This is a genomic window from Deinococcus pimensis DSM 21231, assembly GCF_000519345.1.
In the GTDB taxonomy this organism is placed as follows: domain Bacteria; phylum Deinococcota; class Deinococci; order Deinococcales; family Deinococcaceae; genus Deinococcus_A; species Deinococcus_A pimensis.
In genome coordinates, this window is sequence record NZ_KI912677.1 from 55,217 (window position 1) to 69,090 (window position 13,874).

The 13,874-nt window shown below is 70.1% G+C and carries 18 protein-coding genes and 1 pseudogene; 12 read left to right on the plus strand and 7 right to left on the minus strand.

What is annotated here, in order from left to right; all coding sequences use genetic code 11:
- The first annotated feature begins 32 nt into the window (after positions 1 to 32).
- Positions 33 to 1,265 carry a hypothetical protein gene (locus DEIPI_RS34830; RefSeq protein WP_157464125.1) on the plus strand — a complete coding sequence of 411 codons (1,233 nt, stop codon included), beginning with the start codon at positions 33 to 35 and terminating at the stop codon, positions 1,263 to 1,265.
- 106 nt (positions 1,266 to 1,371) lie between these two features.
- Here DEIPI_RS34830 and DEIPI_RS0126135 read toward each other — a convergent pair whose 3' ends face one another.
- Positions 1,372 to 1,941: a DNA-3-methyladenine glycosylase I gene (locus DEIPI_RS0126135; RefSeq protein ID WP_045235238.1), complete on the minus strand. Its 570-nt coding sequence runs from the start codon at positions 1,939 to 1,941 to the stop codon at positions 1,372 to 1,374.
- A gap of 95 nt (positions 1,942 to 2,036) precedes the next feature.
- On the opposite strand from DEIPI_RS0126135, the gene DEIPI_RS0126140 reads away from it, so the two are divergent.
- Complete coding sequence (locus tag DEIPI_RS0126140; RefSeq protein ID WP_027483731.1) at positions 2,037 to 2,387, plus strand: YojF family protein; 351 nt, start codon at positions 2,037 to 2,039, stop codon at positions 2,385 to 2,387.
- Positions 2,384 to 3,097, plus strand: a complete 714-nt coding sequence (bshB2, locus tag DEIPI_RS0126145) for a bacillithiol biosynthesis deacetylase BshB2 (RefSeq protein ID WP_027483732.1) — start codon at positions 2,384 to 2,386, stop codon at positions 3,095 to 3,097. Before DEIPI_RS0126140 ends, bshB2 begins: the two co-directional genes overlap by 4 nt.
- 179 nt (positions 3,098 to 3,276) lie before the next feature.
- Here the strand turns inward: bshB2 and DEIPI_RS40685 are convergent, their stop codons facing one another.
- Positions 3,277 to 3,420, minus strand: coding sequence for a hypothetical protein (locus DEIPI_RS40685; protein ID WP_169737226.1), 144 nt, complete (start codon positions 3,418 to 3,420; stop codon positions 3,277 to 3,279).
- A gap of 25 nt (positions 3,421 to 3,445) precedes the next feature.
- Between DEIPI_RS40685 and DEIPI_RS0126155 the strand changes: the two genes are divergently transcribed.
- From DEIPI_RS0126155 to DEIPI_RS0126165, 3 genes are all read left to right on the plus strand, one after another.
- Positions 3,446 to 3,661: a hypothetical protein gene (locus DEIPI_RS0126155; RefSeq protein WP_027483733.1), complete on the plus strand. Its 216-nt coding sequence runs from the start codon at positions 3,446 to 3,448 to the stop codon at positions 3,659 to 3,661.
- 79 nt (positions 3,662 to 3,740) lie between these two features.
- Positions 3,741 to 4,778 (plus strand): tyrosine-type recombinase/integrase, encoded by a 1,038-nt coding sequence (locus DEIPI_RS34835; RefSeq protein WP_045235239.1) that lies wholly within the window; start codon positions 3,741 to 3,743, stop codon positions 4,776 to 4,778.
- On the plus strand, positions 4,768 to 5,220 hold the full coding sequence (locus DEIPI_RS0126165) for a gamma-glutamylcyclotransferase family protein (protein ID WP_027483734.1): 453 nt from the start codon (positions 4,768 to 4,770) through the stop codon (positions 5,218 to 5,220). Before DEIPI_RS34835 ends, DEIPI_RS0126165 begins: the two co-directional genes overlap by 11 nt.
- Before the next feature lie 13 nt (positions 5,221 to 5,233).
- Here DEIPI_RS0126165 and DEIPI_RS0126170 read toward each other — a convergent pair whose 3' ends face one another.
- Entirely contained in the window at positions 5,234 to 6,295 is a 1,062-nt protein-coding gene (locus DEIPI_RS0126170) for a Kelch repeat-containing protein (RefSeq protein WP_027483735.1), read from the minus strand.
- 409 nt (positions 6,296 to 6,704) lie between these two features.
- Here DEIPI_RS0126170 and DEIPI_RS34840 point away from each other — a divergent pair, with 409 nt between their 5' ends.
- On the plus strand, positions 6,705 to 7,085 hold the full coding sequence (locus tag DEIPI_RS34840; RefSeq protein WP_045235240.1) for an HU family DNA-binding protein: 381 nt from the start codon (positions 6,705 to 6,707) through the stop codon (positions 7,083 to 7,085).
- Between the two features lie 53 nt (positions 7,086 to 7,138).
- Here the strand turns inward: DEIPI_RS34840 and DEIPI_RS0126180 are convergent, their stop codons facing one another.
- Both DEIPI_RS0126180 and DEIPI_RS0126185 read right to left on the minus strand, forming a co-directional pair.
- A complete protein-coding gene (locus tag DEIPI_RS0126180) occupies positions 7,139 to 7,996 on the minus strand; it encodes an NAD(P)H-binding protein (protein ID WP_211238364.1) in 858 nt (285 codons plus the stop codon).
- Between the two features lie 10 nt (positions 7,997 to 8,006).
- A complete protein-coding gene (locus tag DEIPI_RS0126185) occupies positions 8,007 to 8,630 on the minus strand; it encodes an NAD(P)-dependent oxidoreductase (protein ID WP_027483737.1) in 624 nt (207 codons plus the stop codon).
- Positions 8,631 to 8,703: 73 nt separating this feature from the next.
- On the opposite strand from DEIPI_RS0126185, the gene DEIPI_RS36275 reads away from it, so the two are divergent.
- Positions 8,704 to 9,318 carry a winged helix-turn-helix transcriptional regulator gene (locus DEIPI_RS36275; RefSeq protein WP_084475027.1) on the plus strand — a complete coding sequence of 205 codons (615 nt, stop codon included), beginning with the start codon at positions 8,704 to 8,706 and terminating at the stop codon, positions 9,316 to 9,318.
- Here DEIPI_RS36275 and DEIPI_RS0126195 read toward each other — a convergent pair.
- Positions 9,305 to 10,030 (minus strand): hypothetical protein, encoded by a 726-nt coding sequence (locus DEIPI_RS0126195; RefSeq protein WP_027483738.1) that lies wholly within the window; start codon positions 10,028 to 10,030, stop codon positions 9,305 to 9,307. The genes DEIPI_RS36275 and DEIPI_RS0126195 overlap by 14 nt on opposite strands.
- Positions 10,031 to 10,042: 12 nt before the next feature.
- Between DEIPI_RS0126195 and DEIPI_RS0126200 the strand changes: the two genes are divergently transcribed.
- From DEIPI_RS0126200 to DEIPI_RS0126215, 4 genes are all read left to right on the plus strand, one after another.
- A complete protein-coding gene (locus tag DEIPI_RS0126200) occupies positions 10,043 to 10,855 on the plus strand; it encodes a hypothetical protein (protein WP_027483739.1) in 813 nt (270 codons plus the stop codon).
- Between the two features lie 44 nt (positions 10,856 to 10,899).
- A complete protein-coding gene (locus DEIPI_RS0126205) occupies positions 10,900 to 11,289 on the plus strand; it encodes a hypothetical protein (RefSeq protein WP_157464127.1) in 390 nt (129 codons plus the stop codon).
- 374 nt (positions 11,290 to 11,663) lie between these two features.
- Positions 11,664 to 12,119, plus strand: a complete 456-nt coding sequence (locus DEIPI_RS0126210; protein WP_027483741.1) for a hypothetical protein — start codon at positions 11,664 to 11,666, stop codon at positions 12,117 to 12,119.
- 79 nt (positions 12,120 to 12,198) lie between these two features.
- Positions 12,199 to 13,143 carry a tyrosine-type recombinase/integrase gene (locus tag DEIPI_RS0126215; RefSeq protein ID WP_027483742.1) on the plus strand — a complete coding sequence of 315 codons (945 nt, stop codon included), beginning with the start codon at positions 12,199 to 12,201 and terminating at the stop codon, positions 13,141 to 13,143.
- Between the two features lie 62 nt (positions 13,144 to 13,205).
- On the opposite strand, the pseudogene DEIPI_RS40690 reads toward DEIPI_RS0126215, so the two are convergent.
- Positions 13,206 to 13,874, minus strand: a pseudogene (locus DEIPI_RS40690) (NPCBM/NEW2 domain-containing protein); the annotation flags it as partial.

The window sequence follows — 13,874 nt, forward strand, 5'->3', positions numbered from 1 at the left end:
CCTCATCAGTTCGATTCTGCACGAGAGGCGACATGCGACGAGACCCGAGAACATCCTGCAACACCCACGACGTCCGACTCATCCTGCGTGTTCTCGGCCTCTCGGTCCTCGCGGCCCTCACGGCCTGTGCGCCGAACTATGCCACTCGACCGCATACGCCCGGCTTCACGGGACCGATCGTCATCACCCAGGGCGGGGTGTACCGCGGCCAGTGGGAAAGCTTCAATCCTCGTGAACCGGCCGTGGTGATCCGCACGACCGAACGCGTCGTCATTCAGGACGCCACCATTCGCGCGGTGGGCGATCTGATCAACGCGACCGCCGGGGACGCGGACGTCGTCGTGCGCAACGTGACCGGTGTCGGCATTCATCCGGAGGAGGCGGGCCGCTATCCAGGACGGTTCTTCGCGGGCTACCGCGTTCGCGCTCTTGTCGTCGAGCGCAGTCACACGGAGCGGACCTCGGGCATTCTCGTCAATACCTGGACGGGACGCGCGGACGCCGGACAGACCATCACCGTCCGCTACAACACCGCGAGAAACATCGAGGGCCGCTACAGCGACGGCAAGGGCGGCTGGCAGACCGCGTTCTACCCCGTGGCGTTCGTCCAGCTCGATCGGGTCCAGGGCATACGGGACGCCTCGATCGAGTGGAATCGCGTCGAGAACCAGCCCGGTGAGAGCCGCGTCGAGGACAACATCAACCTGTACAACTCCAGCGGACTGCCCGGCTCGCCCATTCGGGTGAACAACAACCTGATCATCGGCGCGTACGGCTGGCCGCTGGGCAGTTCGTTCAGTGGAGGCGGGATTGTGCTCGGCGACGCCTGCGGCGCCTCCGGCTACAGTGAGGCGGTCGGCAATACCGTGATCGAGACGAGCAACTACGGCATCGCCGTGGCTGGAGGGAATGACCAGCGGATCGTGGGAAACGTCATCCTCGCGCGTGGCGTCATGTCCGATGGCCGCCGCCTCGACGCGGAACCGGACGCCGGCATCTACCTGCGCGACTACTGCCGCACCGCGAAACAGGACCCCAGAACGGTCGTCGCGAGCGACAACATCGTGTCCTGGGGACCTCCGAGGCCCGAGCTGAACAATCGACGCGCGGACCTTCACAACGGGGCCGGCACGGCGATGAACAACACGTTCATCGGTGAGGGCAAGGACACGGTGGACGAGGAAACGATCCGGGACGCCATCGCGCAGTGGGAACGGCGCGCTCGGGAGGCGCGGATCACGGTCGGGACCGTCGCGAGCCGCTGACCGACTCCTTCGCGTCAGAAACGCCAGGAAGGGCCCTGCGGAGGTCGACGGGTCCCAGGAGTGCGTCGCGGCGCCCCTCGGCCCTTCAGGGCCATTCTGGTGGCCCTCACGGGCTTCGCTCGGCGCTGGCGGCCTTCGTCCAGGCGGGCTGAAGGTCCACGATTCGCGCCTGCGCCGGGCAGTCGTGCTCGTGGGCGCCCGGAAGGTAACCCGTGCTGACGAGAAACTCCCGGACGATCTCCGGGCCCATGAACACGAAGGTGCGTCGCATCAGGCGTACCCAGCTGTCCGGGTCCTGAGGGTGATGGTGGTCGAGCCAGGCCGCGAAGCTCCCGTGCCGCCCGATCAGGACAAGGATCCGGCGTGCGTTCTCGACCGCGGCGCGGATCTTGAGACGATTGCGGATGATGCCGACGTCGGTCAGGAGTCGGGCTTCGTCCGCTTCGCCGAATGCCGCGACGCACGCCGGACGGAAGTCCGCGTAGGCCGCTCGAAACGCCTCCTGCTTGCGCAGGATCGTGGTCCATGACAGCCCGGCCTGATTGATCTCCAGCACCAGCCGCTCGAACAGCTCGTGATCCTCGCGCAGGGGGAATCCGTACTGCTCGTCGTGGTAGGCGCGGTGCACGTCGGGCAGTCGCCCCTCGCGAACGGCGCGGCAGTAGCTTTCACTCATCGCTTCAGGATGGCATGGTCGCCCGTCGGCGTCCGCGTGACGCGAGCGTGGATCGGCGGGTAAGATGACCCTCGGCATGAGGCGAGGAGCACGAGTTGCGCGCAATTGAACGTGAGGCGGTCCAGCGGGAACTCGACGTCCGCCGCGGTCGCCCGATGTACCTGCATCTGGAGACGAACGCGGGCGCTTACGCGCGTCTGCGGGACGGGAAGGCGACGCCGGTCGGCGCGTACGTCCGCAACGGCCTCGTGAGCTACGAGAGGGGCCTGATCACCGGTTCCGGGCCGTACCGGGTGGGCCTCAAGCTGGAGCTCGGCTGGGTGTATGCCGAGGGGCTGACCGACTGGGAGGTGGACGGCCTGGGGCGTCTGCTGCTCGCGGGCCACGACGCCGATGGGGGGCTCGGCGTGGCGCTGGAGCTCAGCGAGAGGCCTTTCCCGTCATGAGCCTGCCGAGCGGTCTGCCGCCCGAGCGGCACGTGCTGGTGGTGCTGCCGCATCCCGACGACGAGACGCTCGCCTTCGGCGGGGTCATCGCGCTCTACGCGCGGCGCGGGGTGCCAGTGACGTACCTGTGCGGGACGCTGGGGGAGGCGGGACGGAACATGGGCCGGCCGGTGTTCGCGACCCGCGAGTCGCTGCCCACCATCCGTGAGCGGGAGTTGCGTGAGGCCTGCGCCGTTCTGGGGATCTCGGACCTGCGTCTTCTGGGCCTGCGTGACAAGACGCTGGAGTTCGAGGATCCCGAGGCGCTCGCCGATATCGTGCACGCCGCCCTGCTGGAACTGGAGCCGACGCGCGTGCTGACGTACTACCCGGGATACGCGGTGCATCCGGATCACGAGGCGATGGCGGACGCGGTGGTGCGTGCAGTGCGACGTCTGCCGTCGGAGGCACGTCCTGTGGTGGCATGCGTGGCTTTCGGACGTGAGGAGGATTTGCGTGAACTGGGAGATCCGGACGTGGTCGTGGACGTCTCGGAGGTGCTCGACGTGACGATGGCGGCCGTTCGGGCGCACGCGTCTCAGACGCAGGCGTCGCTGGCCCGGACGGAGACGCGCATGGCGGAGGACGAGGAGTTTCGCGCTCAGGTGGAGCGCGATCGACGTCAACGCAAGCTCTGGTTGTACCGGGTAGGGGATGAAGTCGTTCAATGATGTCGTTCGATGAAGCCGGTGCTGTAACGTTATTTTTATAGATTGTCGTGTTGTCTTCGCTCCCCGGTTCCCTGGTCCATTCGTCCCTCGTGGAGCCCCGACCGTCGGTGCCCGTCTTCCCGCTCGCGCCGCTGCGAAGGCGAGGAGTTCGGGGGTGTTCGGCTTCCTGTTCTCCAGGGTCATCCCGAGCGTGTCGCCGCGGACGGCGAGGAGCCTGCTGCTCCTCCGTCGCCCTGTTTTCTATATCTATAAAATTGTCTAGACAGGTCGAAGCTGGCGTTGCGTGCCCACAGCAGACGACCCATGGCAAACTTGTGAAACAAGTCTCCCCACCACTACCCTGAACACATGACGTTCCCCACCCTCGACGTGTACGTCATCACCCACCACAGCAGCACCCAGGCGCCCACCTTCGTGGACCTGCGGCGTGACCCCGAGAGCGCCATGCGGCGCGCCACCATGGACGCCGGACGCCCCCTGGCCTTCGAGCAGACCGATCAGGATACCTGGCAGGCACGCGGCGCGAACCGGAGAATCTACGTCGTTCGGCGGCACGCCGTCTGAAAGGTATCAGACAGCAAACATAAATGATCTTATGTAAACTCGCAGTCATGCTCCTCCGCCTCCCGTCTCCACACCCGTCATGACCCTCGACGTCTACCGCGCCGACAGGGGAAGCCGCGCCCGCGAGCTCCTCGCCCTCCATCCCGAGGAACGCAGACGCCGCGCCGTCGAGGCCGCCGCGAGCAAGGACGCCGCCGCCCTGTGGGCCCTCACCGAGGGCTACATGAGCCTCTACGGCGCGAGCGGCATCCTCGCGAGCCCACACACCTTCAGCGCCTACCGCACGGGCGTCGCGCAGTTCGCCGCGCATGCCGACCGCGCCGCCCTCAGCCTCCTGCGCCTGACCCAGGACGACGCGCAGGCCTACGTGCTGCGCCTCCTGCAGGACGGCCGTAAGATCGCCACCGTCAGGAGCCGCGTCGCCGCCGCGAGCGCCCTGTACAAGGCCCTGCGCTGGGCGGGCGCCACCGAGAGCGCGCCCTTCGTCGGCGTGCGCGTCCCCAAGGACCACGAGCATCCCCTCACCAAGAACCCGCCCTACAGCGCCGCCGTCATCCGCCGCGTCGTCGGCACCCTGGAAGAGCGCCTGCTCGGCGCGAGCGGACGCGAACGCGAGAAACTGCTGCGCGCCCGCGCGCTCGTGCTGCTCCTCACCCACACCGGCCTGCGCATCCAGGAGGCGCTCGACCTCGCCTGGACCGACGTGCACCTCGACGACGACGATCCCTACCTCATCGTGCGGAGCGGCAAGGGCCGCAAGTCACGCGAGGTGTACCTCTCCGACCGGCTCGTCGCGGCGTTGCGCACCACCCGCGCGCTGCCCCTCCGGCGCGGCGCCGACGCCACGAAGGTCCTGCCGTTCCGGACCCGCGCCGCCGCGTCGAAGGTGCTCGCGCCCCTGTTCGTCCGCGAGGGCGAGTACGACGAGCGCGGACGCCCGCGCAGCGACTGGCGCGGCTGTCACGCCTTCCGCAAACACACGGGCACGCGGCTGTACGAGGCGCTCGGCGACTTCGCCGCCGTCGCGGAGGTGCTCGGGCACGCCGACATCAACACCACCCGAGCGTACGTGCGGGTCTCGGGCAGACGGGCCGGGAAGGTCATGCGTGACTGGTGACCCGGACGCCTCGCCGCGCGCCGTGTTCGTGTACGGCACCCTGATGCCCGGCGAGTACAACGCGGGCGTCGCGGGTGAGGTCACGGGCGCGCGGACGGCTTGCCTGCCGGGCTTCGAGCTGTGGCACCTCGACCCCGAGGGGTATCCGGCCGTCACGCCCGGCACACCGGACGAGGTCGTGCGCGGCGTCCTGCTGACCTTCGCCGAGGCCGTGTGGCCCGGGGCGCTCGCGCGGCTCGATCGGCTCGAAGGCCTCGACGAGACGCCGCCCCTGTACGCTCGCGTCCTCGTGGACGTGGTCGTGGAGGGCGGCACGTCCGAGCGGGCCTGGGTGTACGTCTACGCGCGTGAGGAGCGGCTCGCGGGACCGGGCGCGACTCGGGTGCCGGACGGCGACTGGCGCTCGGCGCGCGCGCCGGGAACGGTCCCGGCGCGCAGCTGACCCGCGAGGGCGCTCAGGGCGCCGCGGTCCAGGTGGTGGCGGTCGGGCCCGCGTCGTCGGAACCGGTCGTGACGACCAGACGGCCCTGCACCACGTCGGCGATGGGCGACTGCCGGACCGCGCTCTCCGGCAACGTCGAGACGCTCGCCCAGGTGTTCGCGGCCGGGTCGTAGGCGAGGACGCCGCCGACCTTCTTCTGCCCGTTCGTCACACCGCCGACGACAAGGACGCGGCCCTCCCACACGACCGTGGAGTCGCTCGTGTGACTGAGGGGCAACGGCAGGTCCGCCCGCCCCTTCCAGGTGTCCGTGGCGGGGTCGTAGACGTCGACGCTCGTCTGGTTGCCGTCCGTCTCGTTGCCCCTGTGCTGCCCCCCCACGGCGTAGATCAGGCCTCCCACCACCACGCCCGCCATGTGGTTGCGAGGGTTGGGCAGGGGCGCGCGCGCCTGCCAGCCTTCCCCGGGCGCGTCGAGATCGAGCGTCCAGTGGCCGCTGGAGTCCTGACCGTACTCGCCGTTCGCGCGGGGAACGCCGCCGAAGAAGTGCAGCTGCCGGTCCAGCCGCACGAGGGCGCCGCCGCCGACCGCGGCGGGCAGGTCGGGCAGGACGTTCGCGGACCAGGTCCGCGTGGTGGTGTCGTAAACCAGTACGTCCGCCGTGGACGGCCCGGGGTGATCACCGACGAAGCCGCCCGCCAGGACGATCCAGCCTCGTGAGGGGTCCGTGGTGACGGCGGCGTGCGTGAGCTTGACGGGCAGGTCGGGCAGGGCGCTCCACGTCCCGCTCGTGGGGTCGAGGACGTCGGCGCGGGTCGTGGCGAGGGGACGGTAGTCGGTGGTGGGCATGCGGTCGAACCCGCCGAGAAGGTAGAGGCGGTCGCCGAGGGCGGCGCCCTGGGCCTCGAAGCGGGGTGCCGGGGCGTTCGGCCCACGACTCCACGACCTGAGGGTGACGTCGGATCGGTCCTGTCCGGTGGTCTGGGGTTGCGCGCAGGCGCCGAGGAGGGCGGCGGTCAGGGCGGCAGTCACGAGGAGTCGAACCGCGCGGCGGTGGTGAGGAGCGTGGAGGGCCATGTGGTCTCCTTTCGGGGGCATCGGTGGGTTGCCGGGTCCCGGGACTCGAAGTGTAGTCAGTGGCGCGTGAGGCACGGCGAGTCGGGCATGAAGACGTGCTTGTCGCGGACGTCCACGTCGCCGGAAGAGCAGATTCGGAATGACTTCGCGTTTATCAAATCTTAATCAAAAGTAAATACTTCTCCCATAATACGACCGGTTCCGGACGCCGTGCCACAGCGAGAAAAACAGTCCTGCACGCAAAAAACAGCGTCCAGAAGGGCACTTCCAGGTACGGGAAGTATGAGCCCGTCGGACGCGTGCCGGACGGCGTTTTCCGGCACACCCCCCAAGAATGCCCTTCCAGACGCCATCGTGATGTGCTACAAGTGAGGCGAAGCACAACAACCCACTCCAGGAGGTATCCAGCATGGCTACGAAGAAGAGCGCCGCGAAACCCGCCGCCAAGGCCGCCAAGCCCGCCGCGAAGGCCGAGAGCAAGCCCGCCGCCAAGGCGGAGAGCAGCAAGCTCGGCAAGACCCAGATGGTCGACCTGCTCGCCAGCCGCAGCGGCCTCAGCAAGAAGGACGCCGCCCACGCCTTCGACACCCTCGGCGACATCCTCGTCGAGGCGCTGCGCAGCGGCCAGACCGTCGGCATGCCCGGCCTCGGCACCTTCAGCGTCACCGCCACCGCCGAGCGTCAGGGCGTCCGCCCCGGCACGACCGAGCGCATCACCATCCCCGCGGGCAAGAAGGTGCGCTTCAAGGTCGCCAGCCCCCTCAAGGCCGCCATCGGCGCCACCGAGTAAGACCTTCTCCCGGAAGGAAGGGCGCGCCCGGGGGCGCGCCCTTCCTTCCGCCTTCAGCCGTCCCCGCGCAGCCACACCTGGCGGTGATCCTCCGCGAAGACGCGCCAGGACGTGGCGGGACGGCCCAGCACCTCCCGCACGGTGCCCGTCACGCGGCCCGCGAGGCCCAGCCTCGCCACGGTGTACTCCGCCAGCATGAACAGCGCGAACGCGAGCGGCGTTCCGCGCGAGCGCGTCACGCGCACGAAGGTCAGCGGCGCCGGATCCGCGTACCGCACGCGCCGCCCGAGCGTCACGCTCAGGATGTCGGCGACCTCCCCGTACGTGAGGGCCGCGTCCCCCGTCAGGTCGTACGCGCGGCGCTCAAAGCCCTCCGCGAACGCCCGCACGGCCACCGCCGCGACGTCGCGCACGTCCACGAAGCTGGTGCGGCCCCGCCCGGCGGGCACGTAGATCTCGTCCCGCAGGCGCACGTCGTCGCGGTGCACGCCCGTGAAGTTCTGCATGAAGTAGCTCGCGCGCAGGAACACCCACCCCAGGCCCGAGGCCTCCAGGTGCCGCTCCACCGTCCGGTGAGGCACGATCCGGACGCGCTCCGCGCCGAGGATGGAGAGGAACACCACCTGACGCACGCCGCGCCGCGCCGCCTCGTCGATGAGGGGCAGCACGTGACGGCGAACGTCCGTACCGGGCGCCCACAGCAGGAACATGCGGCGCGCGCCTTCCAGAGCGCCGTAGGTGGCGGGATCGGTCAGGTCGAGCCGGACGGCCTCCACACCCTCGGGAAGGGCGGCCCGGTCGGGGTCGCGGACGCCCGCGCGGACCCCGACGCCCGCCCGCACGAGCTGACGGACGATCTCGCCGCCCACCTGTCCGGTGGCGCCGACGACGAACACGGGACCCCTCTCCACGGTCGTCATCTCAGTTGCTGATGGCCGGAGCCTGACGGACGTATCGATCGGAGGCCACCTGATCGAGCATGAATCGAGCGGCGCTCGCGCGGGTCAGCTGCGGGCTGATGTCGCCGACGAGGCCCACCCTGAGGGGGCGCTCGGGGCCGTCGGTGAGCCTGGGGGCGCGCACGACCGTCCAGTCGAGGTTGCTACCGCGCACGAGGTCCACGTGCCCCTGCGAGTCGCGCAGCACGTCGGGCTGCAGCAGACGCAGCAGGATGCCGAAGATCCGGTCGACGGCGCCGGGACGGTCGCCCTCGTGCGGGACGCCCGCGCCCGTGAGGGTGATCAGGCGACGCCTGGGGGCCGTCGCGAGCTGCGAGACGAGCGCCTGCGCGGCGGACGTCATGACGTCACGTGGGCCGCCGCGTACGGGTCCGAGGGCGCTGAGCACGGCGTCGGCGCCCTCCACGAGACGCGCGATGGCCTGCGGGTCGCGCGCGTCGCCCTGCACGACGGTGAGGCGTTCGTGCGTGCGGTGGACCTTCGAGGGATCGCGGGCGAGGACGCGGACGTCGTGCCCGTCCTGCAGGGCGAGGTCCACGAGAAGTCGGCCGGTGCGGCCGGTGCCTCCGAGTATCGCGAGGTTCATGCGGCGTTCCTTCCTTTCGTTCGGTCCCGGGGAGAGGTAGACTCCAGAAAATGGAGTGGAGATCGATCTGAGTATGCCAGAACATGGAGCGCTCCAACAAGTGGAGTGTGAGCCGGGGCCCGGACCCGGCGCCCGCGCCGCCATCGCGCTGCTCCAACCGCGTCACGCGCTCGCCGTCGTCCACGCCCTGCGCGACGGTCCCCTGCGCTTCGGCGAACTGCAGCGCGCCACCCGCGCCGCGAGCGCCACCACCCTCCACGCCCGCCTCCGCGAACTGCGCGCCGCCGACGTCGTCACGCACGAGGCGGGCTCCTACCGCCTCACGCCGCGCGGCGCGGCCCTGCGCGGCGCCTTCGACGCCATCGACCGCTTCACGGACGCCCACCCCGCCCACGACCCCACCGTCATCCTCACGGCGCTCCAGCGGCGAACCGCCATGGCCGTCATGCGCGAACTCCGTCAGGGCGAACTCGGCTTCAACGACCTGCACCGCGCCACCGGCGCCGCGAGCGCCACCACCCTCGCCCGGCGGCTCGACGACCTCGAAGGTCTCGGCCTGATCGTCCGCACCACCCGCTCCACCATGCCGCCACGCACCACCTACCGTCACTCCGACGTCGGCGCGGACTTCAGTCCCGTCGTCGGCCACATCGTCGCCTGGGGCGAGGCGACGCTCAGCGCACCGTGACGTCGAACCGCACCGAGCCGCTCATGCCCGGCGACAGCGGCCCGCACGTACCCACCACGTCCACCGCGTACACCCCACCCGACGGCGCGAACGCGGCCGTCGTCGGCGACGACTGACCCGACCTGAGCGGGCACAGCAGCGTCGCCGAACCCGACGGCGTCACCCACGACAGGTTCACCAGGTCCGAGAAGGTCGCGCCCGTCACGTCCAGACTGCCCGACACCGAGAACGTCACCACGTAACGCAGCACGTCCCCCGGCAGGGCCGTGTTCGACGTCACCGCCGCCGCGCCGCGCGTCAAGTTCGTCACGGTCTTCTGCAGGGTCAGCGTGGAGGACGTGCACGAGAACCCCGCCGGGGTACCGCTCACCGTCAGGGACGACGTCACGCTGATCGTCCCGCCCGATCCCGGCGACGCGCCCCAGGCGTCCAGGGCGCCGTTGCGCTCGGTCGTGCCGTTCAACCCACCCGCGACCGACGAGGACGCCGAGACCGCGCCGGTCGTCACGACGAACCCGCCCCCACCGCCGCCGCCCGGTCCGTGCGCGCCCCCGGTCGCGGGTCGGTTGTCTCCGCCCTTCCCACCGTCCGCCCTCACGACGAGCCCCGCGACGCTCGACGTGACGTTCACCTGCAGCAGCACGCTCCCGCCACCGCCGCCGCCGCCGCCGCCGTCGATCGTCACGGTGGAGTTCGCCGCCGCGCCGCTCACGTCGAGGGACGGTTGGGCGGCACGAACTTCTCCGCCGCGTACGACCTGCCCGGCGCGTCCGGGGCGGGCAACCGGGCGCGCTTCGGGGCGGAGACGTCCCTCGAGGTCGCGGACGGCGTGACGCTCGGCCTGCGCGGCAGCCTCACGCACGACGTCACCAGCGGGAGCGGACTGGCCGCGCTCGGGGCGAGCGCCCGCTTCACCTCGCCCGGAAACGTCGCGACCACCGGGGCGGACGTGAGCGTCCGGGACGGGGCCCTGAAGCTCGTCACGCGCGCCGGCGTGAGCGTGCGCGTGGACGAACGCCTCACGCTCGGCGCGGACGGCGTGGCGGAGGTCGGCGTGTCGGGCGGCGCGCGCCTCTCGCTCGGCGCGGCGTACCGCGATGGACGCTGGAACGCCCTCGCGTCCCTGCACGCGGCCCTCGGCAGCTTCTCGCCGCAGCCGGAGGTCACCGCCGCCGCCTCCACCGAGTACCACGAGGCCGCGCTCGCCGTGCGGGGCGACCTCGCCCTGCGCGAGCGACCCGCCGACCCCGGGGCGCGCGCCGCGCAGTTCGGTCTGGGCGCGACGTGGTGGGCAACCGACACCTACGGCCTCGGGGCCGCGCTGAGGGTGCTGACCCTGCCCACGCTCGGGGACACCCGCGTGGCCCTCGGCTTGGAGGCGGGCGCGCGCGTGCTGCCGGGCGTGCGCGCCACGCTCGGGTTCAACCTGCTCGGGTACGAGGACGGCCTCGGGGACGTCCCAACGCGGCACGGCGCGTACCTGCGGCTCGACGTCGGGCTCGACGAGCGCGCCTGGGAGAACGTGCCCGCCAGATGAGTCCTGTCAGATCCCTGTGACAGCCCATCTGGTCTGATCCGGACGTGACCCAAGCATTCGTGCGGACGACCCCCCGGGAAGTGCACGTCCTCGAGGTTCCCCTCGAAGGTGTGGACCTGCGCGGCGTCCTCGACGTCTATGAAACGTGGCGCGACGCCCTGTCGCCCGCGTTCGGCCAGGATCTGCGCGCCCGCCTCGGGGAGGTGCCGCACCACGCGCGCCTGTGGTGGCCTGCCGACGTCAGTCCCGGCATGCTCGGCGTGCTGGCCGAACGCGTCAGCGTCCATGCCCGGCATGCCTTCCTGCACCTGTGGGTGCCCACGGACGACGTGGAGGGCCGTCCGATGACCGTCCCGTCGAACGAGACGGTCATCGACACGTACGTGGACGGGCGGCGCGTGCCGCCTTCCCCGGAGGACGCTCCGGAGCGTTGAGGCTCCCTCACGGCCGGGCGTCATGCGACGACTCCCGGGAATGAAGACCGCGCGTGGTTCCTCGTGACCCGCGCGGCTCCTTTTTGAAGGGGTATGGACGCGGAGGTGACGGACACGTCGCGTCACGTCGTCGACAGAAATGCCGCGAGCCGCGTTGCGTTCTGTCCTCGAGCTCTCAATCCTGATGATTCTCTTGATGTCATCCCGGATGTGTTGCTTGCCAACTGACCCTGAAGACATTTACAATCGGCATGACAATCAGAGTGTCTGTGATCAGCACGTCGTGCGGCCATGACCGAACCGACTTTTCGGCATTGCGGGCGCCGCGATCGGGTGTTGACGTCACGAGCTCGAAGTCAGACGGGAGTGAATTCATGCCTTACCGCAAACTCAGTGAACAGATCCGGGAACTCGACAACCCCCAGCGCAGCGACACCTTCGTGAAGCTCTTCCGCAACGCCGTCCGTGAGGGCGAGTTCGACGCGGCGTACATTCCCGAGCGCTTCGAACTGCCCAAGCAGTACAGCCGCCGTGGCAGCGAGGAGAAGTACGCGCGTGACGCCAAGGACATGGTGTTCGAGGTGACGCCCAAGTTCGAGAAGTGGTTCGAGAGCATCCGCAAGGACCTCGGCAACGCCCGCCGCGCAGCCCGCGTGAAGCCCAGCATCGACGCGTTCGAGCGGGGCGAACTGGACTTCAAGGCCCTCGCGGAGGAGACGCGCCGCAAGATGGACGCCAGCTTCAAGAAGGGCCAGAACCTCGGCCAGAGCCGCGCGGCGAGCGCGCGCGGACGCACGAAGGCCGCCAAGACCACGACCCGCCGGAAGTGAGCACCTGAGGAGTCCCCCGGTGGGTGTGCCCCCACCGGGGGACTTGTCGTTCACCTCCGGAGGGACTATAAAACTCAGTATGTCCAGTGATCCGTTCAAGGCCATCCAGGACGACCTGAAGGGAAACGGCGGGCGACTCGTCGGTCACCTCGACCGCACCCGCGCCCTGCGCGGCGCCCTGCGCCGCTACGACCTCGACGCCATCTGGACGCACGTCGCGCCGCACTACCCCGGACGTGAAGGCACCGCGACGAAGCGCAACTACCTCAGCGCCCTCAAGGACTTCATCGGCTGGGCACGCGACAACGGCCAGCACCTCGCCGCGCCCGACGACAACTTCGGCCGCGACTACCTCACGTACCTGCACACCAAGCACGACGGTCGGCCCACCACCATCACCACCCGCCTCTCGCAGGCCCGCACCTTCTACAAGGTCCTGCGGCGCCTCGGCGCGGTCGGCACGAACCTCGACCCGTTCAGCATCCTGGAGCGTCCCTCCTTCGTGCCCGGCGAACGCCGGGACTACTACGACGACGCGGAGGTCGCGCGGCTCGTCTCGCACGCGAACGTCGAGGACCGCGCGCTCGTCCTGCTCGGCGCGCAGGTCGGGCTCGCCACGGGCGACATCGTCTCGCTCCGCTGGAGCCACGTGCAGCTCACGCGCGGCGAGCTCCGCGTCCACGGCCGCCTCGTCCACACCAGCGACGAGGTCCTGGGCGCCCTGCGCGCCTACGCCGCCACGCGCGGCGTGGGCGACCTGTTCGGCAGTGACGAGCAGGTCTTCGAGTTCGAGCATCCCAACTCGCTGCGCTCGCGCCTCTACCGCCTGTGCAAGGCCGCCAACGTCGAGTACCGCGCGTGGCGGGCGCTGCGGCACCACGCGGGCCTGCGCCTGTACCGCCTCACGAACGACGCGGAGCTCGTCCGCCGCGAACTCGGCCTCAGCACCCTGCAGCTCACCGAGCCCTACCAGCGCAAGCTGCGCGAGGAGCAGGAGCAGGCGCGGCAGACCGCGCAGGGCTGACCGACGAAGCGAGGCGCCCCCGGGTCCTGACCCGGGGGCGCCTCGTCATTTCAGGGTGCGCCTCACCTCGCGTCCACACCCACCGTCACGCCTTCGGCGCGAAGTCGGGCGCGCCAGCGGGTGTACTCCTCGGCCTCCATGGCGAGGGTGGCGGGCCCCGCGTCACGGTTGTCCTCACACCGATTCCCCCCCACCGCGCACCCATGCCCGAACATCGGCACGCTCACCACCCCACCATCACGCCCCACCCGCGAAAACGCCACCACGTTCCCACGCACCACATTCCCCCCGAACCACCCCACCCCACGACCCCCCACCTTGTAGTAATCCCACAACACCAACCCCACGTTCGCGTACGCCGCCACCCGCCCGTCCGGCAGGCGCCCACTGTTCACCACCCGGTTCCCCACCACCTCACTCCCCACCCCACCCACCACGCTCACCCCGTAATTCGTCGTGCTCACCACCACGTTCCCCACCACCCGCACCCACCCGTTCTCCCCCGCCCGCGACCCCACCCCGTCCCCCACCAGAATCCCACCACCCGAAAACCACGCCTCCGCCTCCGGACGCAACTGGTACGCCCCCTGCACGTAATTGTCGTGAATCAGGATCGGCGCGCCCGCCACCCCGCTCGTCACGTACATGTTGATGTTGTCCTCCACCAGGCTCACCCACGGTCGATTCACGATCTCGTTCCACCCGATCTCCGCCGTGGAGATGTTCTGCAC

Excerpts from the sequence above, each read along its gene's own strand:
- DEIPI_RS34830 (WP_157464125.1), top strand. The coding sequence starts at position 33 with ATGCGACGAGACCCGAGAACATCCTGCAACACCCACGACGTCCGACTC.
- DEIPI_RS0126210 (WP_027483741.1), top strand. The coding sequence starts at position 11,664 with ATGCCTTACCGCAAACTCAGTGAACAGATCCGGGAACTCGACAACCCC.
- DEIPI_RS34840 (WP_045235240.1), top strand. The coding sequence starts at position 6,705 with ATGGCTACGAAGAAGAGCGCCGCGAAACCCGCCGCCAAGGCCGCCAAG.
- DEIPI_RS0126185 (WP_027483737.1), bottom strand. The coding sequence starts at position 8,630 with ATGAACCTCGCGATACTCGGAGGCACCGGCCGCACCGGCCGACTTCTC.
- DEIPI_RS0126135 (WP_045235238.1), bottom strand. The coding sequence starts at position 1,941 with ATGAGTGAAAGCTACTGCCGCGCCGTTCGCGAGGGGCGACTGCCCGAC.
- DEIPI_RS0126215 (WP_027483742.1), top strand. The coding sequence starts at position 12,199 with ATGTCCAGTGATCCGTTCAAGGCCATCCAGGACGACCTGAAGGGAAAC.
- DEIPI_RS0126155 (WP_027483733.1), top strand. The coding sequence starts at position 3,446 with ATGACGTTCCCCACCCTCGACGTGTACGTCATCACCCACCACAGCAGC.
- DEIPI_RS34835 (WP_045235239.1), top strand. The coding sequence starts at position 3,741 with ATGACCCTCGACGTCTACCGCGCCGACAGGGGAAGCCGCGCCCGCGAG.
- DEIPI_RS0126170 (WP_027483735.1), bottom strand. The coding sequence starts at position 6,295 with ATGGCCCTCCACGCTCCTCACCACCGCCGCGCGGTTCGACTCCTCGTG.
- bshB2 (WP_027483732.1), top strand. The coding sequence starts at position 2,384 with ATGAGCCTGCCGAGCGGTCTGCCGCCCGAGCGGCACGTGCTGGTGGTG.
- DEIPI_RS36275 (WP_084475027.1), top strand. The coding sequence starts at position 8,704 with ATGCCAGAACATGGAGCGCTCCAACAAGTGGAGTGTGAGCCGGGGCCC.